At 70.9% G+C, this 24488-nt stretch carries 25 protein-coding genes and 1 tRNA gene; 14 read left to right on the top strand and 12 right to left on the bottom strand.

Annotation, left to right across the window (positions count from 1 at the left end; genetic code table 11):
- The first annotated feature begins 60 nt into the window (after positions 1–60).
- Positions 61–2415 carry a right-handed parallel beta-helix repeat-containing protein gene (locus tag ACFFR3_RS28830; protein WP_379484156.1) on the top strand — a complete coding sequence of 785 codons (2355 nt, stop codon included), beginning with the start codon at positions 61–63 and terminating at the stop codon, positions 2413–2415.
- Between the two features lie 61 nt (positions 2416–2476).
- Here ACFFR3_RS28830 and ACFFR3_RS28825 read toward each other — a convergent pair.
- A tRNA-Lys gene (locus tag ACFFR3_RS28825) sits at positions 2477–2553 on the bottom strand.
- A gap of 111 nt (positions 2554–2664) precedes the next feature.
- Between ACFFR3_RS28825 and ACFFR3_RS28820 the strand changes: the two genes are divergently transcribed.
- Positions 2665–3504, top strand: a complete 840-nt coding sequence (locus ACFFR3_RS28820; protein WP_345388929.1) for an AAA family ATPase — start codon at positions 2665–2667, stop codon at positions 3502–3504.
- Complete coding sequence (locus tag ACFFR3_RS28815) at positions 3497–4861, top strand: vWA domain-containing protein (protein ID WP_345388931.1); 1365 nt, start codon at positions 3497–3499, stop codon at positions 4859–4861. Before ACFFR3_RS28820 ends, ACFFR3_RS28815 begins: the two co-directional genes overlap by 8 nt.
- Positions 4862–4868: 7 nt before the next feature.
- Here the strand turns inward: ACFFR3_RS28815 and ACFFR3_RS28810 are convergent, their stop codons facing one another.
- Entirely contained in the window at positions 4869–5636 is a 768-nt protein-coding gene (locus ACFFR3_RS28810; RefSeq protein WP_345388933.1) for a nuclease-related domain-containing protein, read from the bottom strand.
- Between the two features lie 171 nt (positions 5637–5807).
- On the opposite strand from ACFFR3_RS28810, the gene ACFFR3_RS28805 reads away from it, so the two are divergent.
- On the top strand, positions 5808–6398 hold the full coding sequence (locus ACFFR3_RS28805) for a TetR/AcrR family transcriptional regulator (protein ID WP_345388935.1): 591 nt from the start codon (positions 5808–5810) through the stop codon (positions 6396–6398).
- Here ACFFR3_RS28805 and ACFFR3_RS28800 read toward each other — a convergent pair.
- Genes ACFFR3_RS28800 through ACFFR3_RS28790 form a run of 3 tightly spaced genes read right to left on the bottom strand, consistent with a single transcriptional unit; the run spans position 6369 to position 9789 of the window.
- Entirely contained in the window at positions 6369–7430 is a 1062-nt protein-coding gene (locus ACFFR3_RS28800; RefSeq protein ID WP_345388937.1) for an acyl-CoA dehydrogenase family protein, read from the bottom strand. The two genes, ACFFR3_RS28805 and ACFFR3_RS28800, sit on opposite strands and share 30 nt — an antisense overlap.
- Positions 7427–8590: an acyl-CoA dehydrogenase family protein gene (locus ACFFR3_RS28795; RefSeq protein WP_345388939.1), complete on the bottom strand. Its 1164-nt coding sequence runs from the start codon at positions 8588–8590 to the stop codon at positions 7427–7429. Before ACFFR3_RS28795 ends, ACFFR3_RS28800 begins: the two co-directional genes overlap by 4 nt.
- Positions 8587–9789, bottom strand: a complete 1203-nt coding sequence (locus ACFFR3_RS28790) for an acyl-CoA dehydrogenase family protein (protein WP_364369977.1) — start codon at positions 9787–9789, stop codon at positions 8587–8589. The genes ACFFR3_RS28795 and ACFFR3_RS28790 overlap by 4 nt, the downstream gene beginning before the upstream one ends.
- Positions 9790–9896: 107 nt before the next feature.
- Here ACFFR3_RS28790 and ACFFR3_RS28785 point away from each other — a divergent pair, with 107 nt between their 5' ends.
- Positions 9897–10487 carry a GNAT family N-acetyltransferase gene (locus ACFFR3_RS28785; RefSeq protein WP_364369974.1) on the top strand — a complete coding sequence of 197 codons (591 nt, stop codon included), beginning with the start codon at positions 9897–9899 and terminating at the stop codon, positions 10485–10487.
- 59 nt (positions 10488–10546) lie between these two features.
- Here ACFFR3_RS28785 and ACFFR3_RS28780 read toward each other — a convergent pair whose 3' ends face one another.
- Positions 10547–11167 (bottom strand): TetR/AcrR family transcriptional regulator, encoded by a 621-nt coding sequence (locus ACFFR3_RS28780; protein WP_345388943.1) that lies wholly within the window; start codon positions 11165–11167, stop codon positions 10547–10549.
- 85 nt (positions 11168–11252) lie between these two features.
- Between ACFFR3_RS28780 and ACFFR3_RS28775 the strand changes: the two genes are divergently transcribed.
- Positions 11253–12521 (top strand): FAD-dependent monooxygenase, encoded by a 1269-nt coding sequence (locus ACFFR3_RS28775; protein WP_345388945.1) that lies wholly within the window; start codon positions 11253–11255, stop codon positions 12519–12521.
- On the opposite strand, the gene ACFFR3_RS28770 is transcribed toward ACFFR3_RS28775, so the two are convergent.
- Positions 12454–13404 (bottom strand): DMT family transporter, encoded by a 951-nt coding sequence (locus ACFFR3_RS28770; protein WP_379484155.1) that lies wholly within the window; start codon positions 13402–13404, stop codon positions 12454–12456. The genes ACFFR3_RS28775 and ACFFR3_RS28770 overlap by 68 nt on opposite strands.
- 176 nt (positions 13405–13580) lie before the next feature.
- Positions 13581–13955: a VOC family protein gene (locus ACFFR3_RS28765; protein WP_364369962.1), complete on the bottom strand. Its 375-nt coding sequence runs from the start codon at positions 13953–13955 to the stop codon at positions 13581–13583.
- 191 nt (positions 13956–14146) lie between these two features.
- Here ACFFR3_RS28765 and ACFFR3_RS28760 point away from each other — a divergent pair, with 191 nt between their 5' ends.
- From ACFFR3_RS28760 to secA2, 4 genes are all read left to right on the top strand, one after another.
- Entirely contained in the window at positions 14147–15229 is a 1083-nt protein-coding gene (locus ACFFR3_RS28760; RefSeq protein WP_364369959.1) for an acyltransferase family protein, read from the top strand.
- A gap of 105 nt (positions 15230–15334) precedes the next feature.
- Positions 15335–16153: an SAM-dependent methyltransferase gene (locus ACFFR3_RS28755; RefSeq protein WP_364369956.1), complete on the top strand. Its 819-nt coding sequence runs from the start codon at positions 15335–15337 to the stop codon at positions 16151–16153.
- A 162-nt stretch (positions 16154–16315) separates the two neighbouring features.
- Positions 16316–17209 carry a DMT family transporter gene (locus ACFFR3_RS28750; protein WP_345388951.1) on the top strand — a complete coding sequence of 298 codons (894 nt, stop codon included), beginning with the start codon at positions 16316–16318 and terminating at the stop codon, positions 17207–17209.
- 121 nt (positions 17210–17330) lie between these two features.
- Positions 17331–19544, top strand: a complete 2214-nt coding sequence (secA2, locus tag ACFFR3_RS28745) for an accessory Sec system translocase SecA2 (RefSeq protein WP_345388953.1) — start codon at positions 17331–17333, stop codon at positions 19542–19544.
- Between the two features lie 4 nt (positions 19545–19548).
- On the opposite strand, the gene ACFFR3_RS28740 is transcribed toward secA2, so the two are convergent.
- Positions 19549–20145 (bottom strand): nucleotidyltransferase, encoded by a 597-nt coding sequence (locus tag ACFFR3_RS28740; protein WP_345388955.1) that lies wholly within the window; start codon positions 20143–20145, stop codon positions 19549–19551.
- Between the two features lie 70 nt (positions 20146–20215).
- On the opposite strand from ACFFR3_RS28740, the gene ACFFR3_RS28735 reads away from it, so the two are divergent.
- Both ACFFR3_RS28735 and ACFFR3_RS28730 read left to right on the top strand, forming a co-directional pair.
- The gene (locus ACFFR3_RS28735) at positions 20216–20701 is read left to right on the top strand and encodes a DUF1360 domain-containing protein (RefSeq protein WP_345388957.1); all 486 of its coding nucleotides are present in this window, start codon (positions 20216–20218) and stop codon (positions 20699–20701) included.
- A 74-nt stretch (positions 20702–20775) separates the two neighbouring features.
- Positions 20776–20925, top strand: a complete 150-nt coding sequence (locus tag ACFFR3_RS28730) for a GPGG-motif small membrane protein (protein WP_345388959.1) — start codon at positions 20776–20778, stop codon at positions 20923–20925.
- 83 nt (positions 20926–21008) lie between these two features.
- Here ACFFR3_RS28730 and ACFFR3_RS28725 read toward each other — a convergent pair whose 3' ends face one another.
- From ACFFR3_RS28725 to ACFFR3_RS28715, 3 genes are read right to left on the bottom strand one after another with little or no spacing between them, the layout of a single operon-like run.
- Positions 21009–21752, bottom strand: a complete 744-nt coding sequence (locus ACFFR3_RS28725; RefSeq protein WP_379484154.1) for a metallophosphoesterase family protein — start codon at positions 21750–21752, stop codon at positions 21009–21011.
- Positions 21736–21984: a BON domain-containing protein gene (locus ACFFR3_RS28720; protein WP_345388963.1), complete on the bottom strand. Its 249-nt coding sequence runs from the start codon at positions 21982–21984 to the stop codon at positions 21736–21738. Before ACFFR3_RS28720 ends, ACFFR3_RS28725 begins: the two co-directional genes overlap by 17 nt.
- A gap of 45 nt (positions 21985–22029) precedes the next feature.
- On the bottom strand, positions 22030–23109 hold the full coding sequence (locus ACFFR3_RS28715) for a DNA topoisomerase IB (protein WP_379484153.1): 1080 nt from the start codon (positions 23107–23109) through the stop codon (positions 22030–22032).
- Between the two features lie 54 nt (positions 23110–23163).
- Here ACFFR3_RS28715 and ACFFR3_RS28710 point away from each other — a divergent pair, with 54 nt between their 5' ends.
- Together ACFFR3_RS28710 and ACFFR3_RS28705 are read left to right on the top strand one after the other, a co-directional pair.
- Positions 23164–23427, top strand: coding sequence for a hypothetical protein (locus ACFFR3_RS28710; protein WP_345388969.1), 264 nt, complete (start codon positions 23164–23166; stop codon positions 23425–23427).
- 7 nt (positions 23428–23434) lie between these two features.
- Positions 23435–24451: an SDR family oxidoreductase gene (locus ACFFR3_RS28705; RefSeq protein WP_364369944.1), complete on the top strand. Its 1017-nt coding sequence runs from the start codon at positions 23435–23437 to the stop codon at positions 24449–24451.
- Positions 24452–24488 lie beyond the last annotated feature (37 nt).

Genomic DNA, 24488 nt, shown 5'->3' with positions numbered 1-24488 from the left:
AGGACTTCTTGCCGTTAGTAATATTGTATCGATTGAGGTCTGCCCATGCTCAGCAGAGCGATGATCCCCCTCCTTGCGGCCTTACTGACGGCCGCCACGACCACCGCCCCCGCCACCGCCGCCCCGGTCGAGCACATCGTGTACGTCGCCAAGAACGGCAGCGACGACGCGAAAGGCACCCTGAAGGATCCGTTCGCCACCATCGAACGCGCCCGCGACGCCCTGGCCGGCAGGACCAGCCGCCGTGAGCCCGGCATCGTCCACATCCGCGAGGGCGTCTACCAGAGCGCGAAGACGATCGAGGTCAAAGGTGCCGAGCACTCGTACGTCACCTATGCCGCCTACCCGGGCGAGCAGGTCGAGCTGGCCGGCGTCACGACCCTGGCGCCGGAGAGGTTCCGCCGGCTGAGCGACCTGCCCGCGGACGACGCGAAGTGGTCGTCGAAGGCCCGCGTCCCCGCCGAGACCGCCCCGAACGTCTGGGTCTACGACCTCGGCGCCGAGGGCATCCCCACGGGCACGCTCCACAAGAACGGCTTCAACTGGAAGCCGCAACCCTACGCCCCCGAGCTCATCACCGACGACACCACCCAGACCCTGGCGCAGGACCCCAACGGCGACGCCAAGCTCACCAGGGACCACCTGACCGTCAAGGAGGCTCCGAAGGGGGCGCGCGACTACTTCTCCGACAAGACGGCCGACGGCACGACGCTGCCGTACGAGGAGATGCTGGAGCTCCCCGGCCCGGTCTACACGGTCAAGGACGCGGACCTGGCGGCCAGGTACGAGAAGTGGGCGAAGCCGGCGGGGACCGACGCTCCGGACGGGACCGCGTACGAGACAGATGGCTGGTTGTCCGGATATTTCGGCAACAACTACGCCAACGACCGGCTCCGCATCGAGACCGCCGGCGGCGGCGACCTCACCACCCACTACCCCACCATGTACGTCGCCACCGACAAGTGGACCTCGTTCGTGGCCCAGAACGTGCTGAGCGAGCTGGACGCCGAGGGCGAGTACTACATCGACCGGTGGCAGGACCACGACACGCTCTACTACTACCCGCCGGGCGGCACGGTCGAGGGCAAGGAGATCAGCCTCACCTCGTTCGACGCCCCGTTCTTCCAGCTGGAGGACGTCACCGGCGTCACACTCAAGGACCTGCGCCTGAACGGCACCACGGGATCGGGCGTGCGCCTGCTGGACGCCGAGTCGTGCACGATCGACGGCCTGGAGATCCTCAACGTCAGCATGGACGCGGTGCAGATCGGCGAGGCCAACGACGCGATCACGGCCATCGCCGAGTACCGCACGAGCAGGGGCGGCCACCGCAACCGGGTGGTGGACAGCAGGCTGCACGACCTGGGCGGCGGCGGGGTCTTCACCGCGGGCGGCGACCGCGACTCCCTGGAGCGCGGCGACCACGTGGTGGAGCACAACGAGATCTACGACTTCTCGAAGCTGGCGACGTACACGCCGGCGGGCTACATGTACGGGGTCGGGAACACGTTCCGGTACAACGACGTGCACGACGCGCCGCACATGGCGATCCAGATCATGGGCAACGACATGGAGGTCACCCACAACAGGTTCGAGCGGCTGGTCACGCACGCCTCCGACCAGGGCGTGATCTACGCGGGCCGCGACTACACGTATCTGAACAACGTGGTGGCGTACAACCTGTTCAAGGACGTCGGCGCGGACGGCAACCAGGCCGTCTACATGGACGACGGCATGTCGGGCATGGTCGTGCACCACAACGTCTTCGACAACGTCCAGCACGGGCTGTTCTACCAGTCGGGGCACAGCAACGTGGCGCGCGACAACGTGTTCACGAACGTGACGTACATCGGGCACGACAAGCTCTACCACGAGGGCGGCAAGCGGCTGCCGGTGGCCAACGCCAAGGTCGTGGTCGAGCGCTTCAACGACATGCTGAAGGCCGGCGACGGCACCGGGTTCACCAACACCCGGCAGAACGTCGAGACGTGGTACCGCCACTACGCGAAGCAGTACCCGAACATCCGCGACTGGTACGTGCCGTCCGACGCCCAGGGCGAGCCGTGCACCGCGGTCGGCGACACGGAGTGCACCGACGAGCAGGTGTGGAGCGACCCGGACTCGCTGTACGTGCCCGCGCACAACGTGCTGACGCGGTCGGTCAGCATCGCGACCGGCGACTTCGCCTACACCGACGACGCCGGCGGGCTGAGCGTGAAGACGTTCAACCCGGGCTTCGACTCCTTCAACGCCAAGCTGGCCACCCCGGCGGAGGCGGGCTTCGACGCGGCGACGGGCCGCTTCGACGCGCGGGCGACGCCGCTGAACCGGGCGGAGGGCTTCGGACCCGCGTGGGTGCGCGAGTGGAACCGCACCTTCAGCCTGGACGGGATCGGCCCCCGGGCGGCCCGATGAGGGTTGGGGGCCCGTGAAAACCACTTCGGGCACCCACCGCGACTGCGGTGAGTGCCCGATCTGGTGCGCCGCCAGGGACTCGAACCCCGGACCCGCTGATTAAGAGTCAGCTGCTCTGACCAACTGAGCTAGCGGCGCCCGGCACGAAGGAATATACCGGTGATCGGGATCCTGGTCGAATCGGAATCCGCGGGACAGGACACGCTAGAATAAAGTTCGGTACTTCGGCTCCGGCAGACAGGATCCTTGATGTTCGACTCCCCCGCCGACGTGACGGAGCGGCTCGCCGCCGTGGACTACCTCTCCGACGACGCCATCTCCACCTCGGTGTTCCTGGCCGCCGCGCTGGGCAAGCCGCTGCTGGTCGAAGGACCCGCCGGAGTGGGCAAGACGCAGCTCGCCAAGGCCGTCGCCCAGGCCACCGGCGCCGGCCTCATCAGGCTGCAGTGCTACGAGGGCCTCGACGAGGCCAGAGCCCTGTACGAGTGGAACTACAAGAAGCAGCTCCTGCGCATCCAGGCCACCAGCGACGACGACGACATCTTCACCGAGGAGTTCCTGCTGGAGCGCCCCCTGCTCAAGGCGGTCAGGGCGCAGGAGCCGACCGTGCTGCTCATCGACGAGACCGACAAGGCCGACGTCGAGGTCGAGGGGCTGCTGCTGGAGCTGCTGTCCGACTTCCAGGTGACGATCCCCGAGCTGGGCACCATCGCCGCCACCCGCCGCCCGTACGTCGTGCTCACCTCCAATGCCACCCGCGAGCTGTCGGAGGCGCTCAAGCGGCGCTGCCTCTACCTGCACATCGAATACCCGACGCCCGAGCGCGAGCGCGACATCGTGCTGGCCCAGGTGCCGGGCCTGCGCGCCGGCCTGGCCGAGCAGCTCGCGCGGACGGTCGCCACACTGCGGGCGCTGGAGCTGAAGAAGGCGCCGTCGGTGGCCGAGACCGTCGACTGGGCCAACACGCTGCTCGCGCTCGGCCGCGACGAGCTGGACGAGGCCACCGTGGCCGGCACGCTGGGCGTGGTGCTCAAGCACGCCTCCGACCACGCACGGGCGGTCAAGGAGCTGGGGCTGCCCGATGCCTGAGCCGACGTCGCTGGTCGATCGGCACGTCGGCTTCGTGCACGCGCTGCGCGAGGCCGGGCTGCCGGTGTCGGTCGCCGAAGGGCTCGACGCGGCCAACGCGCTGCGGGTGATCGAGCTGGCCGACCGGGAGTCGCTGCGTGCCGCGTACGCCGCCACGCTGGTCAAGAAGCCCGCCTACCGACCGGGGTTCGACGTGCTGTTCGACCTGTGGTTCCCGGCGTCCACGTCCGCACTGCGGGCGCGATCCCGTACCGACTTCGAGACGGCCGACGTCAAGGAGCTGCGCGCGCACCTGGCGGAGCTGCTGAGCGGCTCGACCGACCAGGAGATGCGCGCGTTCGCCGAGGCCATGGTGGCGCGGTTCGGCCGGCAGGAGGCCGCTCCCGGGCGGCAGAACTGGTTCTCCTACAGCGTGCTGCGCGCCCTGTCGCCCGCGACGCTGATGGCCGGCATCCTGCGCGCCGTGCTCCAGGGGCAGGAGCGCGGCGGGCTGGCGGAGAAGACCGTGCGGCAGCGGGTCACGTCCAACATCAGGCGCTTCGAGGAGGCGGTGGCCACCGACGTGCGCCGCCGCATCGCCGAGGACTCGGGGATCGAGCGCATCGCCCGCTCGGCCGTGCGCCCGCCGCTCGACCAGATCGACTTCCTGCGCATCACCAGAGCCGACCTGGCCAGGCTGCGCAGGGAGGTGCATCCGCTGGCCCGCCGGCTGGCCGCCCGGCTGACGATCAGGCAGCGCAGGGGCAAGCGCGGCAGGCTCGACTTCCGCAGGACCATGCGGGCCTCGCTGCAGAGCGGCGGCGTGCCGCTCACCACCCACTTCAGGCCGCCCCGCCCGCACAAGCCCGAGCTGGTCGTGCTCTGCGACACCAGCGACTCGGTCTCGTCGTTCGCGCACTTCACGCTGCTGCTCACGTACGCGCTGCGCGAGCAGTTCACGAAGGTGCGGGCGTTCGGGTTCGTCGACACCGTGGATGAGATCACCCGGTTCTTCCAGCCGGGCTCCGACGTGGTGGAGGCCATGGCCAGGCTGGCGGACGAGGCCGACATGGTGCGGTTCGGGCGGACCAACTACGGGCACGCGCTGGAGCGCTTCGCCGAACGCTACGGCGACGCCATCGGCCCGAAGACGTCGCTGCTGATCCTCGGCGACGCCCGCTCCAACTACCAGCCGCCCGCCCTCGACACGCTCAAGTCGCTGGTGTCGCGGTGCAGGCACGCGTACTGGCTCAACCCTGAGCCCACGCAGCAGTGGGACACGGGTGACTCGGTGGCGGGCGACTACGGCACGGTCGTGCCCATGCACGAGTGCCGCAACGTCGCCCAGCTCACCGCGTTCATCGAGACCCTGGCGTAGGCCGGGGTCAGACGCGCTGCAGCTCGCGGGCCGCCGTGCGGGAGAGCAGCTCGATCTGCGACGGGCTGAGCACGTCGCGGTCGGCGGCCTTGATGAGCTTGGCCATCGCGCGCGGCTTGGCCAGCGTCAGGCCCTCGGCCACGACGACGCCGCTCTTGGGCAGCAGCCCGCAGTGGACCGCGAGCATCGGCGTGATGCGCACCTGGACGCCGGTCTCGCGGGTCAGCAGCTCGGCGAACGCCTCGGCCTGCTCGACCAGCGGCTTGGCGGTCTTGCTGCCGTACTTCTCGCCGAAGAACAGCCGGCCCGCGTAGCAGGCGATCTCGGTGTCGGGGCTCCACGACTCGTTGTCGATGATCCAGACGCCGCCCGGACCGATCACGAGGTGGTCGATGGAGGCCTGGCCGCGGATCGCCCGGCCGTCGAGCACGTGGTAGCTCTGGCGGCTGAGCGAGCGGCGCAGCAGGCGCCCCGTGATGAGCTCGCCCCTCTTGGCGCCGCGCCACACCGCGGTCTTGTGGAAGGAGTACCAGTCGAGCAACCAGTCGCCACCGAACGTGAGCGCTCCGAGCAGCAGGCCGGTGATCGCGGATCCGCCCGCGAGCCCGAACCTGATCCCCAGGGCGATGCCGATGACGAAACCCACAGCGGCCTTGGCGTACCTGTACTTGCGCCGGTTCGGAGCGTCCTCGCGCCAGAATTTCTCGTACCACCACTGCGGGGATGAGCCTGTGTACTTCTCGTTGGGCTGCACGTAGATAGAGCCACCGGGCACGGCAAACTCCCCGAATGTAGATGTTGTGCAGGATCTGCCACGCCGAAGATCCCTCGCCGGTCAAGGGATACCCGTTCCCCAACCAAGGCGAGCCTAAGGTGACGGAATTAGTACCCGCAAGACCATCAACCGACCAGTCGGTATGCTAAGCCGGTGACCAAGGGGGACCGAGTGAAAGACGAACCGGTCAGGCAGCGCCTGCTCGCCGAGGCGACCCGGCTGTTCGCCGAGCGCGGCTTCGAGAGCACCTCGGTGCAGGAGATCGTGGTCGCGGCGGGCGTGACCAAGGGCGCGATGTACCACTACTTCGACTCCAAGGACGATCTCCTCCACGAGATCTACGCCCGGGTGCTGCGCATGCAGATGGACCGGCTCACCCATATCGCCGACGGGCCCGGCACGATCAGGCAGCGTCTCCACCGCGCCGCGGCCGACGTCGTGGAGACGACGGCCGCCAACCTCGACGACTCCAAGATCTTCTTCAGGTCGATCCACCTGCTCGCCCCCGAGACGCAGAAGACCGTGCGCGCCGAGCGCCGCCGCTACCACGAGCGCTTCCGCGCGCTCGTGGCCGAAGGGCAGCGCACCGGCGTCTTCAGCGACCGCGTGCCGGCCGAGCTGGTCGTCGACTACTTCTTCGGCTCGGTGCACCACCTGGGCACGTGGTTCAGCACGCGGGGGCCGCTCACCGGAGCCCAGGTGGGTCAGCACTTCGCCGACCTGCTGCTCGCCTCACTCGGGGCCGGGGACGTCGACGAGTGAGGCCAGCGCCTCCCGGTGGTCGCCCGGCGTGCCGAGCGCGACCTCGGTGGCCTTGGCGCGCTTGAGATAGAGATGCACGGGGTGCTCCCAGGTCATCCCGATACCGCCGTGCAGCTGCAGGGCCTCCTCGGCCGCGTGCACGGCCACGCCGGCGTTCCACGACTGGGCCACCGCCACGGAGATCGACGAGGCGTCCGCGACCGCGTTCCTGGCCGCCGCCCTGGCCCTGACGACGTCCAGCCAGAGGTCCGCGAGGCGGTGCTTGAGCGCCTGGAACGAGCCGACCGGGCGGGCGAACTGGTGGCGCTCCTTGACGTACGCGAGCGTCGTCTGCAGGCACCACTCGGCCACCCCGAGCTGTTCCGAGGCGAGCAGCCCGGCTCCGAACCGCAGCACCGCGGCCAGGTCGCAGGCCCCGACCCGGCGGGCCCTGGTCCTGGTGAACGTGACCGTGGCCACCGGCCTGGTGAGGTCCAGCGACGACACGACGCGCACCACGCCGGCCTCGATCGCGTCGCCCTCGACCGCGTACAGGTCGCCGTCCACCGGCACCAGCAGCACGTCCGCCACCTCGGCTCCGGCCACGCCGGTCACCGAGCCGGACAGCCGTCCTCCGCCGTCCACCCGCACCGACGCGCCCCGGTCAGGCCGGTACGCCGACGCCCCGAACGACACCACCAGCGCCGCGGTCCTGCGCCCCTCGGCCAGCTCGCCGAGCAGCGCGTCGCGGGTCGGCAGCAGCGCCCGCGTGGCCAGCACCGAGCTGGTGAAGAACGGCACCGGCGCGACCGCCCTGCCCAGCTCCTCCAGCACCACGGCCGCCTCGCTGGCCGACGCGCCCGCCCCGCCCAGCTCCTCGGGCACCAGCAGTCCCGCCACCCCGATCTCGCCGGCCAGCGTCTTCCACAGGTCCAGGTCGTACGGCTGCGACTCGACGCGCTGCAGCACCGCGGACGGCGGGCAGCGGTCGGCCAGCAGCCCGCGTACGGCGGCGCGCAGCTCCTCTTCGACCTCGGAGTACAGCAGGCTCATCGCGGCAGGTCCTTCCACGGCACGTCCTTGTCGACACGGGGCTCCGACGGCAGGCCGAGCACCCGCTCGGAGATGATGTTGCGCAGGATCTCGGAGGTGCCGCCCTCGATCGAGTTGCCCTTGGCCCGCAGATAGCGGTAGCCGGGGCCGCGGCCGTAGAAGTCGACCTCCTCCGAGCGGCGGAACGTCCAGTCGTCGTAGCCCAGCTCGCGCCTGAACTCCATCTCCAGCCCGGTCAGCGCCTGGTTGAGCCGGGCGAAGGAGAGCTTCATGCCCGAGCCCTCGGGCCCCGGCTGGCCGGCGGCGAGCTGCTCGCGCAGCCGCGCGCCCGACAGGCGGGTCACCTCGGCCTCCACCCACAGCGACAGCAGCCGCTGGTGCAGGTCGTGGGTGCGCAGCTCGGGCTGCTCGCGCCAGGAGGCCAGCACGGACGCCATGACGCCGCCGCCGCGCCGGGTGGGCGCGCCGCCGATGGCCACGCGCTCGTTCATCAGCGTGGTCTGGGCGACCCGCCAGCCGTCGCCGACCGCGCCGAGCCGCAGGTCGTCGGAGAGCCGCACGCCGGTCAGGAACACCTCGTTGAACTCGGCCTCGCCGGTGATCTGGCGCAGCGGCCGCACCTCGACGCCCGGCGCGTGCATGTCGCACACGAAGTACGTCAGCCCGCGATGCTTGGGCACCTCGGGGTCGGTACGGGCGACGAGGATCGCCCACCGCGCGTGATGGGCGCCCGACGTCCACACCTTCTGCCCGTCGACCACCCATTCGTCGCCGTCCCTGACCGCCCTGGTGGCCAGCGTGGCGAGGTCGGACCCGGCGCCCGGCTCGCTGAAGAGCTGGCACCAGATCTCCTCGCCGGTCCACAGCGGCCTGAGGAAGCGGCGCTTCTGCTCCTCGGTGCCGAACGCCAGGATCGTCGGCGCCGCCATGCCCAGCCCGATGGCCTGCAGCCCGGCGTTGAGCTGCGGGGTGTCGGCGAGTTCCCTGTCCACGACCTGCTGCAGCTCGCGCGGCGCACCGAGGCCGCCGAGCCCTTCTGGGAACCACACCCAGGCCAGCCCGGCGTCGAACCGGGCGCGCAGGAACTCAAGGCGGTCCCCGCTCGGATCGTGCTCGCCGAGGAACGCGGCCACGCGCTCCTTGATCTGCGCCTCGTTCACATGTACCTCTTCAGCTCGCGATAGGCCAGGGACCGCTTGTGCACCTCGTCGGGGCCGTCGGCCAGGCGCAGCGTACGGGCGTGCGCCCAGAGCCCGGCCAGGGGGAAGTCCTGGGAGACGCCGCCGGCGCCGTGGACCTGGACGGCCTTGTCGAGGATCCACTCCACCGTGATCGGGGTGGAGATCTTGATGGCCTGGATCTCGGTGTGGGCGCCCTGGTTGCCCACCGTGTCCATGAGCCAGGCCGTCTTGAGCACGAGCAGGCGGGCCTCCTCGATCTTCACGCGGGACTCGGCGATCCAGTCCTGGACGACGCCCTGCTGCGCGACCGGCTTGCCGAAGGTGGTCCGCGACAGCGCCCGCCGGCACATCAGCTCGACCGCGCGCTCGGCCATGCCGATCAGCCGCATGCAGTGGTGGATGCGGCCGGGGCCGAGCCGCGCCTGCGCGATGGCGAAGCCGCCGCCCTCCTCGCCGATGAGGTTCGCGGCGGGCACGCGGACGTCCTCGAAGACGACCTCGGCGTGGCCGCCGTGGTCGGCGTCGGTGTAGCCGAAGACGTGCATGCCGCGCTTGACCTGGACGCCGGGCGTGTCACGCGGCACGAGGATCATGCTCTGCCTGCGGTGCTTGGGCGCCTCGGGGTTCGTCTGGCCCATGACGATGAAGATCTTGCAGTGGGGGTTCATCGCGCCGGAGATGAACCACTTGCGGCCGTTGATGACGTACTCGTCGCCGTCGCGCACGATCGAGGTCGCGATGTTCGTGGCGTCGGAGGAGGCCACGTCGGGCTCGGTCATGGCGAAGGCCGAGCGGATCTCGCCGTCGAGCAGGGGCTGCAGCCACTCCTTGCGCTGCCACTCGCTGCCGAACATGGACAGGACTTCCATGTTGCCCGTGTCGGGGGCCGCGCAGTTGGTGGCGACGGGGGCCAGGGCCGGGCTCCTGCCCATGATCTCCGCCAGCGGGGCGTACTGCAGGTTCGTCAGCCCGGCGCCGTGCTCGCCGGGCAGGAACAGGTTCCACAGGCCGCGCTTCCTGGCCTCGTCCTTCAGGTCCTCGATCAGCGGCGGCGGGCTCCAGCCGCTGGTCTGCGCCTGTTCCTCGAAGGCCGGCTCTGCGGGGTAGACGCATTCGTCCATGAAGCGGAGCAGTCGCTCGCGCAGGTCCTCGGTGACGGTGTCGAAGGCGAAGTCCATGACGCGACCCTACCGACCGGCCGGTATGCGTGTCGACAGGTGGTTTCCCGTAAATACCCCCAGGTGGACATCTACCTGCACGTTCTCATGCCCCTACAGTGACCGCCATGACCGCGAAGCTGCCTACCCCCACCGTGCTCGAGAACGACGTCGTCCGGCTTGAGCCGCTCACCATGGACCACGTGCCCGACCTGTTCGCCGCGGGGGGCGGCGACGAGGAGGTCTGGCGCTGGATGCCGGCCGCCGCGCCGCGGACCGAGGAGGAGCTGGGCAAGGTCGCGCGCATGCTGATCGACGACGACAAGCACGTGCCGTTCGCCGTGGTGGTGAGGGCGAGCGGGCGGGCCGTAGGCTGGACGACGTACGCCGACGTGCCGGGTTTCGAGGCCAGCGTGGAGATCGGCTGGACGTGGTACGGCCGCGCGTCCTGGCGTACGGCGGTCAACACCGCGTGCAAGCTGCTGCTCGTGGACCACGCCTTCGAGCTGGGCCACAACAGGGTGCTGCTCAAGACCGACATCCGCAACGAACGCTCGCAGAACGCGATCAGGCGCATCGGCGGCGTGCACGAGGGCACGCTGCGCCGGCACCGCCGCAGGGCCGACGGCACCTGGCGCGACACGGTCTGCTTCGGCATCCTCGACGACGAGTGGCCGCCGCACCGCGCCCGACTCCAGGCCCGCCTGGCGGCGTCCTAGCCTTCAAGCCCGCCCCGCGCCCTCCCGGCCTTCAAGCCCGCCCGGCGCCCTCCCAACCTTCAGGTCCGCCTGGCGGCCTCCTGACCGAGCATGCCCGCGAGCAGCTCGCGGACGAGCTGTTCGAGCTCCTCCCGCGTGGGCACGGCGCCGGCGCCGGCGATCGCGTCGAACAGCAGGCCCTCGGCGAAGGCCACCATCGCGCGTCCGTGCCGCACCGGGTCGCGGGAGCCCAGGGCGGCCAGCATCGCCACGGCGGGGTCGCGGAAGCGGCGGCCCGCCCGGTCGTAGATGGCGCGCAGCTCGGGCCGCCTGGTGGCCTCCAGCGCCAGCTCGTAGCGGGCCAGCGTGCGGGCGCTGTCGCTGAGCTGGATGTGCAGCGCCTCGGCCAGCCGGGCGGGCAGCCTTTCCGGGTCGTAGCCGCCCTCGTAGCCGCCCTCGTGGCCGCCCTCGTGGTCGCCCTCGTGGTCGCCCTCGTACGCGCCCGACAGCGCCTCCGCCTCCCGCTCGGTGAGCCTGGCCAGGGTCAGCTCCAGCAGCGCCGCCCTGGTGCGGGCCAGGTTGGAGGTGGAACCAGGCGGCAGGCCGGCGGCCTCGTCCACGGCCCGGTGGGTCAGGCCGCGCATGCCTCGCTCGGCGAGCAGCGCGATGGCCGTGTCGGCGACGACGTCTGAGCGCTTCACGGAAGCCGATACTACTGCGGTAGTGGGACCGGACTACGGGCGTAGTACGGTTCAACTACGGACGTAGTGACCGGAGGAGGCGCGGATGGCCAGGGCTGTGGTGATCGGTGGCGGGATCGGCGGGCTGAGCGCGGGAGTAGCGCTGCTGCGCAAGGGGTGGGACGTGACCGTGCTGGAGCGGGCGCCCGCCATCGAGCCCGTCGGCTCGGGCCTCGCGATCGCCGCCAACGCGCTGAAGGCGCTCGACGTCATCGGCCTCGGCGACAGGATCCGCGCCCTCGCCCACGCGGAGGGGCCGATGGGCCTGCGCAGGGCCGACGGGCGCTGGCTGGCGCGGGCCACGGAGGAGGAGGCGGACGACGCGTACGGCGACTCGGTGGTGGTGATGCTGCGGGCCACGCTGCTCGACGTGCTCACCGGCGCCCTCGCCGAGGCGGGCGGGCCCGGCCGCCTGCGCCTCGACACGAGGGTCACGGAGGTGGACGCCGAGCGCGGCGTCGTACGGACGGAGGCGGGCGACCTGGCGGGCGACCTGGCGGGCGACCTGGAGGCCGACCTGGTGGTGGCCGCCGACGGCATCCACTCGGCCACCCGCCGCGCCCTCTTCCCCGGCCACCCGGCCCCGGTCTACGCGGGCGTGACCGCCTGGCGCGGCCTCATCCCGCTCGCCGACCTGAAGGAGAGCCAGGACACCCGCGCTCCCTCACGGTCGCCTGAGGCGGGGAGCCGGGACGGTCGCGACGCCTTGCGGGTGCCGAGGTCGGAGAGCTGGGGGCGGGGCACCGTGTTCGGCATCCACCAGCTGGCCGGCGACCTCGTCTACGTCTACGCCACCGACGTCGCGCCGCCCGGCGGCACGGCCGCGGACGAGCGCGAAGAGCTGCTGCGCAGGTTCGGCGACTGGCACGAGCCCATCCCGGCGCTGCTGCGGGCCGCCGACCCGGCGCGGATCACCCGTAACGACGTCTACTACCACGCCACGCCGCTGCCCGCCTTCCACCGGGGCAGGGTGGCGCTGGTCGGCGACGCGGCCCACGCGATGACGCCCAACCTCGGGCAGGGCGCCTGCCAGGCGATCGAGGACGCGGTCGTGCTGGCCCACCTGGCCGATCCCGGCGCCCCGGGTGACGGCGCCTCGGGTGACGGCCTGGCCGCCTACAGCGCGGCGCGGACGCGGCGGACGGCGCGGGTCGTCCGGCGATCGATGACGCTGTGCCGGCTGACCAAGTGGCGCAACCCGGCGGCCGTGTGGCTGCGGGACGCCGGGGTGGCGGCGGCGAGCCGGCTCAGCCCAGATCTGATGTTGCGGTCGATGGACGAGGTGCTGCGCTGGCGTCCACCGGCGCGGGCGTGACCGCCTGCTCGGCGGGAGACGGGGCGGCGGCCGGCTTGGCGGGAGGTGCGGCGACCGGCTTGGCGGTGTGGTCGGGGGCCAGCCGGCCCAGCGTGATCGTGCCGCCGATGGTCAGCGCGGCGGCCAGCAGGGCGGGCACCGCGGTGCTGGGCGAGGTGGGCAGCGGCTCGCCCAGCAGGATCGCCCCGGCGAGCACGGACGTGATGGGGTCGATGACCTGGACGCCGGCGTAGGCGATGCCGAAGTAGCCGACCGCGTACGAGCGTTGCAGCAGCACCACGGCGCAGATCAGCAGCACCGGCACGACCAGGCTGAACCAGTGGATCAGCCGGCCCCAGTCGCCCTGCATCCCGCCGCCGACCACCCGGACGAACGTGGACACGCTCGCCGTCATGACGCCCGCGCCCACCGACAGCAGCAGCGCCTTGTTCGCCCCGTGCACCCGCCGGGCGAACAGCTGGCTGACCAGCGTGACGGCGCCGATCACGGCGATGAAGGCGAGCGCGGCGCCGTCGCCGAGCCGGGGCGTCACGTCGTGCGCGGGCACCAGCAGCATGAGCCAGAGCAGGCCGACGGCGACGGCGATCGAGCCGAAGATCTCGGCGCGGTACGGCCGCCGCCCGTACATGAACGCGGCCAGCGGCACGGCGAAGACCAGGGTGGCCACGCTGATCGGCTGGACGGCGACCAGGGGCGCGAAGCTGAGCGCGACGGCGTGCAGGCAGGCGCCGGTGAAGGAGATGACGCCGCCCACCCACCAGCGGGGTCGCCGCACCAGGCTGAGCGAGGCGCCCTCGGCCACGACCTCGTACTGCTGCAGTGCGGCGCCCAGCGCGTAGCCCAGCGCCCCCGCCAGCGCGATCAGCATGCCGACCCAGGTCATCGCGGCCCGCGCAGAAGCAGGGATCCTCTCAGGAGCATTGCCCCAGCTTATGAGGCCGGGCGAGGGGGAGAATCACCCTTTGGTCGGAAAAGTCCATACAAACCGGCCTCGGCCTGCACGAACTTGTGGCTCATCTTTGGGCCCCGCCTGGCCGCCGGCCGCCCCCTTTTGCCCCGTTACGCCGGCTGCGGGCAGACGCAGAAGAGGTGGCCCTGCGGGTCCTGCAGCACCACCCACCGGGTGCCCTCCTCGGTGACGCCCGGCTGGAACTCGGGCCTGGTCGCCCCCAGCTTCAGGTAGTCCTCGACCGCCTGCGCCACGTCCGGCACCCGGAAGTCGAGGTGGAACTGCTTGTCGGGGCTGGGCCACGTGACCGGCTTGCGGTCGGCCACCCGGCCGAAGTAGATCGAGACCGTGCCGTCGGTGATGGCGGCGTACTCGTCCTCCGCGTAGGTGATCTCCATGCCGGTCACCTGGTGGTAGAACTCGGCCAGCGCCTTGGGGTCGGCGCAGTCGAGGCTGAAGGCCAGAAGGTTCGCTTTCGTCGTCATGGCGCCCAGCGTTCCAGCCATACCTGCCATCTCCTGTCAGGTACGTACGCGCTACCCGCAACATCCCTCTTGTCGGGCAACGCGCTAACTACCGGTCGGTACTCGTGTAAACCCGTAAGAATGCCTTTGCTGTCCTTTAACCATTCCGCAAGCTGATGCCGCCACCCTTCCCCCATCAGAAAGGAGACGCCGTGCGTACCAGGCCAGAACGGCTCTACGAGATCGACGGGCTCCGGCTGCTTGCGGCGTTGTGCGTCGTGCTGTTCCACTACGTGTTCTCCGGCTGGGCAGGCGGCAAGACCACTGTGACGTTCGTCACCGAGAGCGCCTGGGCCAAGTACGGCTACCTCGGCGTCGACCTGTTCTTCTTGATCAGCGGGTTCGTCGTGCTGATGAGCGCGTGGGGAAGGACGCCACGGCAGTTCGTGGTCTCGCGGGTGGTGCGGCTCTACCCGGCCTATTGGGTGGGCATCGCGGTCACGGCGACCGTCACCGTGCTGCTCGGGTGGGGCCTGTTCCAGGTGTCGGTGCCGCAGGTGCTGGCCAACCTGACGATGTTCCAGTCGGTGCCGAACATCGAGAACGTGGACGTCGTCTACTGGACCCTCTGGGCCGAGATGCGCTTCTACATCCTCATGCTGATCGCCACCGTGATCGGGATCACCCGGGGGCGGATCATGGCCGGGCTGTGGGGGTGGCTCGCCTTGACGTTCCTCGTCGAGCTGGGCGTGCTGCCGGGCATCGCCGACCTGGTCGTCCAGTCGGAGTTCTCGCACTACTTCATCGCCGGCATGGCGCTGTTCATGCTCTACCGGTTCGGGCTCGACTGGCAGATCGCGCTGCTGGTGCCCATCTGCCTGGGCAACGCCGTCTACCGGGCCATCGGGTACGCCGAGGCCGTCGGCGAGCGGTATCACGTCACGTACTCGCCGGTCGTCATCACCGCCGTCGTCGTGCTCATCTTCCTCGTGATGACGTTCATCGCGCTGCGGGTGACCAGAGCGCTCGCCCGGCCGTGGCTGGTGACGGCGGGGGCGCTGACCTATCCGCTGTACCTGCTGCACGCGCACGTCGGGTTCATCCTGTTCGCCAGGCTCGAAGGGGCGTTCAACAAGTACGTGCTGCTCGCCGGGATGATCGTGGTCATGCTGGTGGCCGCGTACGCGGTGCACCGGTTCGTGGAACGGCCGCTCGCGCCCGTGCTCAAGCGGCTGCTGTCCAAGCGGGAGCCTCCGGCGCACGCCGCGGTCCCGGCCGGCAGCCCCACGGGGTGAGTCGACTCTGCCGACAACCCGTTGTCAGGGCGGGCGCGGAGATCCCGGGGCCGGATACGATCCGCGTCACCGAAGCGGCGTCGCTGAACGGCGAGAGGGGGCCGGATGAGTCTCGGCGAACACGAGTGGGCCCCGCCCGGCGTCGACCCGGAGCGGCCCACGGTCGCCCGCGTCCACGACGCCCTGCTCGGCGGCACCGAGAACTTCGCCTCCGACCGCGCCGTCGCCCGCAAGCTCAAGGACGTCGTGCCCGAGGTGGTGAACCTGGTGTGGTGCGACCGGGCCTTCGTCGGCCGGGTCGTCGACTACCTCGTCCGTGAGGCCGGCATCCGGCAGATCATCGACCTCGGCGCCGGGCTGCCCACGGTCGAGAACACCCACGAGGTCGCCCAGTTCGCCGACCCCACCTGCCGGGTCGTCTACGTCGACAACGACCCCATGGTCGAGCCGCACGCCAAGGCCATTCTCGGCGGCAACGCGAACGCCGACGCCATCACCGCCGACCTGCGCGACGTGGACGCCGTGCTCGGGCACCCCGCGCTGCGCCGCCTCATCGACCTGTCCCAGCCCACCGCCGTCCTCGTCATCGGCGTGCTGCACCTGCTCGCCGACCACGAGGACCCGCACGGCGTCGTCCGCAGGTACGTCGCCGCGCTCCCGCCCGGCGGTCACCTGGCCGCCTCGGGGTTCCTCGCCTCCGGCAACCCCAAGGCCAAGGCGCTGGAGGTGATGCTCCAGGCCACCATGGGCACCGGCCACTTCCGCGACCGCGCCGCCATCACCCGCTTCTTCGACGGCCTGGTGCCGGTCGAGCCCGGGGTCGTGCACTTCCCCGAATGGCACCCCGACGAGCGCCTCCCCGGCCCCCTCGCCCCCTGGGAGGAGCTCCTGCTGGGCGGCGTCGCCCGCAAGCCCCACCCCTGACCGGCTATCGTGGGGCGCATGCATCGGCGCTTCATCTGTTCTCCGCCCCCCGCCCGCTAGCGGGCGGCATCCTCTGAAGCTCGCCGGGTCACACTGATCCGGGGGTGGTCGCTGCCCGCACACCGGGCCATGATCGACCTTCACCTCCGGAGAACCCTTCAGATGACGCATGTCTCCGCCCGGCGGGGCGCCCTTTACGTGTCCGTGGCCGCGACCGCCTGGGGCACCGGCGGCGCCGCCGGGTCGCTGCTCTTCCAGACCGGCGGGCTGGGCCCCGTCGGCGTGTCCCTGTGGCGGTATGTGATCGGCGCCACCTTCCTCGTCCTGCTCATCCGCCCGGCGGGCCGCCCCACGCTCACGGGCCGCACGCTGGTGGTCGGCGCCGGGATGGCCGTCTACCAGACCGCCTACTTCGCCGCCATCGCCCACTCCGGCGTCGCGGTGGCGACCGTGGTGACGATGGGCGCCACCCCGATCTTCACCGCGCTGGGCAGCCGCTTCCTGCTCAAGGAGCGCCTCGGCCGTACGGCGCTACTCGCCCTGGCGGCGGCGCTGGCCGGCCTCGTCCTGCTCACCGGCGAGTCGGTCCTGAACACCCAGGGAGCGGGCACCCAGGGAGCGGGCACCCCGGTGCTCGGGGTGCTGCTCGCGCTGGCCTCCGCCGCCGGGTACGCCGGGGTGACCCTCGTGTCCAGGCGGCACCGCGACGACGGCGGTCCCGAGGCGGCGGCGATCGGCGGGTTCGTCGTGGCCGCGCTGTGCCTGGCGCCGTTCGCGCTGGCCGAGGGCGTGCTGCCCGAGGTGAGCTGGACGTCGGCGACGCTGCTCGTGTATCTGGGCGCGGTGCCGACGGCGCTCGCGTACGGGCTGTTCTTCCGTGCGCTGACCGCCCTGCGCGCCACCACCGTGTCGATCATCTCGCTCGGCGAGGCGGTCGGCGCGGCGCTGCTGGGGGTGGCGCTGTTCGGCGAGCGGCTCACCCCCTTGGCCTGGGCGGGGTGCGTGCTGCTGCTCGCCGCGGTGGCCGTGCTCGCCGCACGAGCCGATGCGGCGTGATGTGACGGCGCAGGCGGCCGGATGAGTTAAGGTCCGGTACGGCGGCGCTTGCCGGATCGTCGCTCCGTTCCCCCACAGCGGCAGGGGGAACGGTGTCGGCGTGGCGCGCGTTGGAGGAACTGTGGCCTCGTTCAAGGGAATACTGAGGAACCTCCTGGACCGACCGGGAGGCGTCCCCCTCGCGCCCTACCAGAAGATCGTCAAGGCGGCCGAGTCGCGGGCCGACCGGGTGCGCGGTCTCGACGAGTTGCCGGCGCCCGACAAGAGCGACCTCATGAGCGACCTCGCGGAGTTCTGCGCGGTGGCCCGCGAGGCCGCCGACCGCACGCTCGGCCTGCGCCCCTATGACGTGCAGTTGCTCGGCACGCTGGCGTTGCTCGACGGCAAGGTGGCCGAGATGGCCACCGGTGAGGGCAAGACCCTGTCGGGAGCGATGGCCGCGGCGGGTTACGCCTTGCAGGGCAAGCACGTCCACGTGATCTCCGTCAACGACTATCTCGCCCGGCGCGACGCCGAGTGGATGGGCCCGTTCTACGAGGCGCTGGGCGTGAGCGTGGGCTGGATCGACCAGAACTCCACGTTCGAGGAGCGGCGCGAGGCGTACGCGAAGGACGTCACGTACGGGCCGGTCAGCGAGATCGGCTTCGACGTGCTGCGCGACCGGTTGCGCACCGACGCGAGCGAGCTGATCGTGCCCGCGCCCGAGGTGGCGCTGATCGACGAGGCGGACTCCGTGCTGGTCGACGAGGCCAGGGTGCCGCTGGTGATGGCCGGGGCGTCCGAGGTGGGCAACGCGGTGCCGGAGATGGCGGCGCTGGTCAGGCAGCTCGTCCGCGGCTACCACTACGAGATCGACGAGCAGGCCCGCAACGTCTATCTGACGCCCAAGGGCGCCGACAGCGTCGAGAACATCCTCGGCGTCGACCTCTACGACGAGCACGAGCCCGGCTCGCTGATCGAGCTCAACCTGGCGCTGCACGCCCACGCGCTGCTGACCCGCGACGTCGACTACATCGTGCGCGACGGCAAGGTGCAGCTCATCAACCCCTCGCGCGGCCGGGTGGCGCTGCTGCAGCGCTGGCCCGACGGGCTGCAGGCGGCGGTCGAGGCCAAGGAGGCGCTGCCGCCGAGCGAGAAGGGCGAGATCCTCGACTCGATCACCGTCCAGGGGCTGATCCGGCGTTATCCGCAGATCTGCGGCATGACGGGCACGGCGGTGGCGGTCAGCGAGCAGCTCGGCGAGTTCTACGGGCTGAAGGTCGCGGTCATTCCGCCCAACCGGCCGTGCGTGCGGGTCGACGAGCCCGACCGCATCTACCCGACGGTGCCCGACAAGGACGCGGCGCTGGTCGAGGAGATCCAGGCGGTCCACGAGACCGGCCGGCCGATCCTCATCGGCACGCTCGACGTCGCCGAGTCGGAGAACCTCGCCAAGCTGCTGCAGCGGCGCGGGCTTGAGCCGGTCGTCCTCAACGCCAAGAACGACGCGGAGGAGGCGGCGATCATCGCGCGGGCCGGCGAGCGCGGCGCGATCACCGTCTCCACCCAGATGGCCGGGCGCGGCACCGACATCAGGCTCGGCGACGACGTCGCGGAGCTGGGCGGCCTCTACGTCATCGGCTCCGGCCGCCACGCCAGCAGCCGGCTGGACGACCAGCTGCGCGGGCGGGCCGGGCGTCAGGGCGACCCCGGCGGCTCGGTGTTCTTCGTCAGCATGAAGGACGACCTGATCACCCAGTTCGTGCCCGACGAGCGGCCGCCGGCCGCCGACCCCGACGGCATCGTCAGGCACCGGCGCGGGGCGTACCTCGTGGGTCACGCGCAGCGCGTCGCCGAGGGCGTCAACCTGGAGATCCACCGCAACACGTGGCGCTTCACGCGGCTGCTGGAGCACCAGCGCGAGCTCATTCTGGAGTGGCGCGACAAGGTGCTCCACGGCGACGCCGCCGCCAAGGCGCTGGCCGAGGCCGACCCCGAGCGGTGGGCCGAGCTGCCCGAGGACACCCGCGACGAGACGGCGCGGCAGATCGTGCTGCACGCCATCGACCAGTGCTGGACCGAGCACCTGGCGTTCCTGACCGACCTGCGCGAGGGGATCCACCTGCGGGCGCTGGGCCGGATGAGCCCGATCGACGAGTTCCACCGCGAGGCCGTGGCCGAGTACAAAGCGCTGATGGCCGAGGTGGAGAAGCGCTCGCTGGCCTCGTTCGAGGCGCCCGAGCCCGATCTGAAGCGGCCGACGGCGACGTGGACCTACCTCGTGCAGGACAACCCGTTCGGCACCGAGTGGGACCGCATCCTCAAGCGCGTGACGGCCGCGACCCGCAGGGGCTGATGTTCTAGGGCCAGGTGGGGTCGCCCGACGGCACCACGGGCCCGTCGAGCACGCCCAGGCGTTCCAGCAGGGTGATGAACGTGGTCGCGTACGGCGAGGTCGCCGTGACGGCGGCCACCCGCGGCCAGTCCACCTGCTCGCGCAGCGCGCGCACCTGCGCCAGCAGCGCGCCGTAGTCGCAGGCGTGCTCCGACAGCGGCAGCAACCACGAGATCACCAGGTCGGTGGCCTGCAGCACGGGGACGATCACCGCCGACGCCTTCAGCGGCTCGGCCCGGTCGAGCAGCTCGTCGGTGATCGCCATGTCGGAGACCCGGAAGATCAGGTCGACCAGCCGGCCCTCGTCGTACGCCTTGACGAGCCAGTCCTCCGGCGGCTTGGCGGTCTGGAAACCGATGCCGCGCAGCGCCTCCAGCGCGGCGGGCACGTCGTGCTCGGTGAGCACGAAGTCCACGTCGTGGAGCGAGGGCGCGGCGCCGCGCGCGTACGCGGCACAGCCGCCGGCCAGCGCGAACTTCACTCCGGCGTCCTTCAGCCCCGTGCTGGCTCGCTTGAGCGTGTCGAGGATCGCGTCGGTGACCGCGTGGCCGTGGCTGCTCATGCCGATCGGCTACCCAAACGATCGTCAAGTAGGCGTTGAAAATAGGGCCGTCAGGGTAGCCCGATGAGCCATGAGCGACATCCTGGAAAAGACCGAACGGACCTACGCGAACGGGCACGATCGACCGCTTGCGCGCTACGCCGGGCTGCTCGCCGCGTACGGCGGGACGGTCGGCGTGGCCGCGGCCGCGGTGGCGCTCGCGGGGCGGCGGGTGCCCGAGCAGGTCGGGGTGCTGGACATCCTGCTCATGGCGGCCTGCACGCACAAGGTGTCCAGGCGGCTGGCGAAGGACCCCGTCACGAGCCCGCTGCGCGCCCCGTTCACCCAGTACGAGGGTCAGGGCGGCCCCTCGGAGGTGCAGGAGAAGCCGCGCGGCGCGATCGGCGAGCTGCTGGCCTGCCCGTTCTGCCTCGCGCAGTGGGTGGCCACCGGCTACGCGGCCGGCCTCGTGCTGGCGCCTCGGGCGACCCGGCTGGTGGGCGCGACCATGACCGCCGTCGCCATCTCGGACTGGCTGCAGTTCGCGTACGCGAAACTGATGAAGACCGCCGAGTGACGCCATGATTTTCCCTGCGCCGCGCCGCGGAGGAAAAATGTTAATGAGCGCCCGGCCAGGGCAGTAGCAGACCCATGGCTACATTGCTCTGGATCATCGCCGTCATTCTCGTCATCGCCGGGATCTACGTGCTCCTGGCCCGGCGCGACATCCTCTGGGGTATCGTGCTCATCGTTCTCGGATTCCTGGTCGGGCCCGGCGGGGTCAGCATCTTCAATGTCTAGGGGAACCGTTTCTCCGGTTCCCTGTCCGCCACCCACGAAAAGAAAAACGCTCCCCGCCGACGGGGAGCGTTTTTCTTTTCGGGCTATGCGTGCGCTTCCTCGCAACTGACGCAGTAGACGCAGTAGGCCCGGCCGAGCACCGGCAGCGCCACGTTGCGCACCCGGATGCCGCCCGGCGTCATGCCCTTCTCGCTGCCCTTGTGCGCGTGACCGTGCAGGACGAGGTCGGCGCCGGCCGTGTCGACGGCCTCTGCCAGCAGGTAGCTGCCGAGGAACGGGTAGATCTCCGGCGGCTCGCCCTCCAGCGTCTCCTTGATCGGCGAGTAGTGGGAGAGCACGACGCGGTAGTCGGCGGTCATCTCCTTGAGCGCCATCTTCCACGACTCGGCGATGTGGCGGGTATGGGAGACGAAGTTCTTGATCTCGCGCTCGCCGAACTCGCTGGCGCACTTGCCCGCGAACCCGCCGCCGAACCCCTTGCCGCCGACGACGCCCAGCTTCGTGTCGCCGCACTGCAGCACCACGCCGTCGTCGTCGAGCACGATGACGCCCGCGTCGCGCAGCTCGTCGGCGATCTCGCGCTCCAGGTCGGAGTGGTAGTCGTGGTTGCCGAGCACCGCGACCGTCGGGATGGGCAGGTCGCGCAGCTCATCGGCCACGATCCGCCCTTCCTCCAGGGTGCCGTGCCTGGTCAGGTCGCCCGCGAGCATGAACACGTCGGCGCGGTCCTCGATGTCGTGCAGCCGCTTCCTGTACTGGCCTCTGACGTCCTCGCCCAGGTGGATGTCACCCACCGCGGCTATGCGCAGGTCAGTCAAGACGCTCATCCTCCCCCGGCTCGCCGGCATCGACGACGTTGATCTCGTTGTGCAGGTGCAGGTCGGGCGCGACCTCGTGGGCCACCTGCCCGAGCCGGTCGCGCTGCTCGCACCCGCTCACCTGACCGCGCAGGAAGAGCTGGTCGCCTCGGATGTCGACGCGAATTCCCAGCTCAGTCGTACGACCGTCCTCGGCCAGCGCCTGCTGGACACGGGCCGCGACGTACTGCGGAGCTTCCATCGCTCGTCCTCCTTCTCTGTCGCCGCATGCCCGAGCGTCAATCGCTCAAACAGTACGAATCAGGTCGATGACCGCCCGTTCCACCGGGCCTGCCGTGGCGAGCTGGCCGAAGTCGACGTCCGCGCCCAGCTCGGTCAGTGCCGCGCCGATCGTCCTGTCCTGCTCGTACGCCTCGATCACCCGCGGGTCCACGTACGACGCCCTGGCCACGGTCGGTGTGTTGCCCAGGTACTCGGACACCTCGCGCATCACCCGCGTGACGGCCCGCTTCTTGCGCGTGACCCCCTCGCGCCCGGCCGGCCGCGACACCGCCAGCCCCACCGCCGCCAGCACGGTGGCGTGCCAGGTGCGGAAGTCCTTGGCGGTGACCTCGTACCCGATGGTCTCGCGCAGGTACTCGTTGATGTCCTCGCTCTTGATGTCGCCCCAGCCGTCCGCGCGCCGGTAGCGCAGCAGCTCGCCCTCCACCCGCAGCGCCTTCAGCGAGCGCAGCACCTTGCACGCGCCGGGGTCGGCCACCTCGACCTCGCGCAGGATGTCGCCCTTGGCCTGGTAGGCGCAGACGACGATGCCGCGCGAGCAGGTGACGTGCTCCATCCTGAGCGTGGCCAGGCCGTAGGTGTCGTAGCTCTCGCCGCCGATGCGGAAGAAGCCGATGTCGAGCAGGCGGGCGGCGGCGGCCAGCACCCGCTGCCTGGTCAGCCCGCGCCCCTGGAGCTGCTCGTCCACGATCTTCCTGAACGCCGGCAGCCGCTCGGCCACCTCCAGCACCCGGTCGAACTTCGCGCGGTCCTGCTGCTCGCGCCACACGTCGTGGTAGCGGTACTGCCGCCGCCCCGCCGCGTCGGTGCCCACGGCCTGCAGGTGCCCGTCGGGCGAGGCGCAGATCCACACGTCCTGCCAGGCCGGCGGGATGGCCAGCGTCTTGATGCGGGCGAGCACCTCGGGGTCGCGCACCGGCCGCCCGTCGCAGTCGAGATAGCGGAACCCGCGGCCGCACCTGCGCCGGGTGAAGCCCGGCTCGTTCTGGTCGCTCGGGCGCAGCTCGACGTCAGGCCCGCCGGCGAACGCCGCCGCCAGGGCTTCGGCGTCGGGCGGCTGCGTGGGGGGAGCTGTCTCGGGCACGCGGTGCGGCTACCCCCGACGTTAGGCGACAAACAGCACGGGCAGGTGAGCCGCATGTCTGACAACGGAGAGTGGCACGAGGAACGGGACAGCAGAGGTCACGCCATGGTGCCCTCGACCCCCCGCGACGTGGTGCACATCAGAGTGGTGTCCTTCATGCTGGTGTTCCTTTTCGCGTTCACGGTGCTGGGGATCATGACGCGGGCGTGGGTGCTGGCCGTCATCGCGATCGTGCTCGCGGTGGTCGCGGTGATCGACCTGCTGGTGGCCGTACGCCGGCAGAAGCAACGTGCCGGACACGACGGAGAGGCGGGCTGATCCTGACATGGCACCACTTCGAGGACGAGTTGTCGTGGTGACGGGCGCGAGCGGCGGGGTGGGGCGGGCGGTCGTCCGCGAGCTGGGCGCTCAGGGAGCCAAGGTGGCCCTGATCGCCCGTGGCACCACCGGGCTGGGCGCGGCGGCCGTGGACGTCGGCACCGAGGGCGGCACGGCCCAGGTCTACGAGGCCGACGTGGCGGACTACGAGCAGGTACGGCAGGCGGCCGAGCGGATCGAGAAGGAGCTCGGCCCGATCAACATCTGGATCAACACCGCTTTCTCCTCCGTTTTCGCGAAATTCGCCGACATCTCCCCGGAGGAGTTCGAACGCACCACCGCCGTGACGTACCTCGGCTACGTCTGGGGCACCAAGGTGGCGCTCGACCTGATGCGCCCGCGCAACGCCGGCGCGATCGTCCAGGCCGGCTCGGCCCTGGCGCACCGCGGCATCCCCCTGCAGTCGGCCTACTGCGGCGCGAAGCACGCCATCAAGGGCTTCACCGAGTCGGTGCGCACCGAGCTGATGGCCGACGGCAGCGAGGTCAAGATCACTCTGGTGCAGCTGCCGGCGCTCAACACGCCGCAGTTCCAGTGGGTGCTGTCCAAGCTGCGCAAGCACCCCCAGCCCGTACCCCCGATCTACCAGCCCGAGGTGGCCGCGCGGGCCATCGTGTACGCGGCCGAGCACCCCGAACGCAAGGAGTACTGGGTCGGCACCAGCACGGTCGCCACCCTCCTCGCGCAGAAGGTCGCGCCCGCCCTGGTGGACCGCTACCTCGCGCGGACCGGCGTCGAGTCGCAGCAGACCGAGGAGGAGACGCCCAGCGGCGTGTCCAACCTGTGGGAGCCCGCCGACGAGGACACCGACTACGGCGCGCACGGCACGTTCGACCGCCGCTCGCACAAGCGCAGCCCCCAGCTCTGGCTCGCCCAGCGCCGCGGGCCCGTGCTCCTCGCGCTGGCCGGCGGTGGCGCGGCGGCGGCCGCGTACGCGGCGCTGCGCCGGGCGGGACGGCTCTAGAGCGCTCGGGGCGGGAGCCGACTTAAGCGCTCCCGCC

The organism is Nonomuraea salmonea, from assembly GCF_042428605.1.
Taxonomy (GTDB): Bacteria; Actinomycetota; Actinomycetes; order Streptosporangiales; family Streptosporangiaceae; genus Nonomuraea; species Nonomuraea salmonea.
This window is presented reverse-complemented; position numbering and strand designations above follow the sequence as displayed.

Excerpts from the sequence above, each read along its gene's own strand:
- ACFFR3_RS28750 (WP_345388951.1), top strand. The coding sequence starts at position 16,316 with ATGACGCATGTCTCCGCCCGGCGGGGCGCCCTTTACGTGTCCGTGGCC.
- ACFFR3_RS28800 (WP_345388937.1), bottom strand. The coding sequence starts at position 7,430 with ATGAGCCTGCTGTACTCCGAGGTCGAAGAGGAGCTGCGCGCCGCCGTA.
- ACFFR3_RS28720 (WP_345388963.1), bottom strand. The coding sequence starts at position 21,984 with ATGGAAGCTCCGCAGTACGTCGCGGCCCGTGTCCAGCAGGCGCTGGCC.
- ACFFR3_RS28730 (WP_345388959.1), top strand. The coding sequence starts at position 20,776 with ATGGCTACATTGCTCTGGATCATCGCCGTCATTCTCGTCATCGCCGGG.
- ACFFR3_RS28775 (WP_345388945.1), top strand. The coding sequence starts at position 11,253 with ATGGCCAGGGCTGTGGTGATCGGTGGCGGGATCGGCGGGCTGAGCGCG.
- ACFFR3_RS28755 (WP_364369956.1), top strand. The coding sequence starts at position 15,335 with ATGAGTCTCGGCGAACACGAGTGGGCCCCGCCCGGCGTCGACCCGGAG.
- ACFFR3_RS28765 (WP_364369962.1), bottom strand. The coding sequence starts at position 13,955 with ATGACGACGAAAGCGAACCTTCTGGCCTTCAGCCTCGACTGCGCCGAC.
- ACFFR3_RS28735 (WP_345388957.1), top strand. The coding sequence starts at position 20,216 with ATGAGCGACATCCTGGAAAAGACCGAACGGACCTACGCGAACGGGCAC.
- ACFFR3_RS28830 (WP_379484156.1), top strand. The coding sequence starts at position 61 with ATGATCCCCCTCCTTGCGGCCTTACTGACGGCCGCCACGACCACCGCC.
- ACFFR3_RS28710 (WP_345388969.1), top strand. The coding sequence starts at position 23,164 with ATGTCTGACAACGGAGAGTGGCACGAGGAACGGGACAGCAGAGGTCAC.
- ACFFR3_RS28820 (WP_345388929.1), top strand. The coding sequence starts at position 2,665 with ATGTTCGACTCCCCCGCCGACGTGACGGAGCGGCTCGCCGCCGTGGAC.
- ACFFR3_RS28785 (WP_364369974.1), top strand. The coding sequence starts at position 9,897 with ATGACCGCGAAGCTGCCTACCCCCACCGTGCTCGAGAACGACGTCGTC.
- ACFFR3_RS28815 (WP_345388931.1), top strand. The coding sequence starts at position 3,497 with ATGCCTGAGCCGACGTCGCTGGTCGATCGGCACGTCGGCTTCGTGCAC.
- ACFFR3_RS28790 (WP_364369977.1), bottom strand. The coding sequence starts at position 9,789 with ATGGACTTCGCCTTCGACACCGTCACCGAGGACCTGCGCGAGCGACTG.
- ACFFR3_RS28705 (WP_364369944.1), top strand. The coding sequence starts at position 23,435 with ATGGCACCACTTCGAGGACGAGTTGTCGTGGTGACGGGCGCGAGCGGC.
- ACFFR3_RS28725 (WP_379484154.1), bottom strand. The coding sequence starts at position 21,752 with ATGAGCGTCTTGACTGACCTGCGCATAGCCGCGGTGGGTGACATCCAC.
- ACFFR3_RS28740 (WP_345388955.1), bottom strand. The coding sequence starts at position 20,145 with ATGAGCAGCCACGGCCACGCGGTCACCGACGCGATCCTCGACACGCTC.
- ACFFR3_RS28770 (WP_379484155.1), bottom strand. The coding sequence starts at position 13,404 with ATGACCTGGGTCGGCATGCTGATCGCGCTGGCGGGGGCGCTGGGCTAC.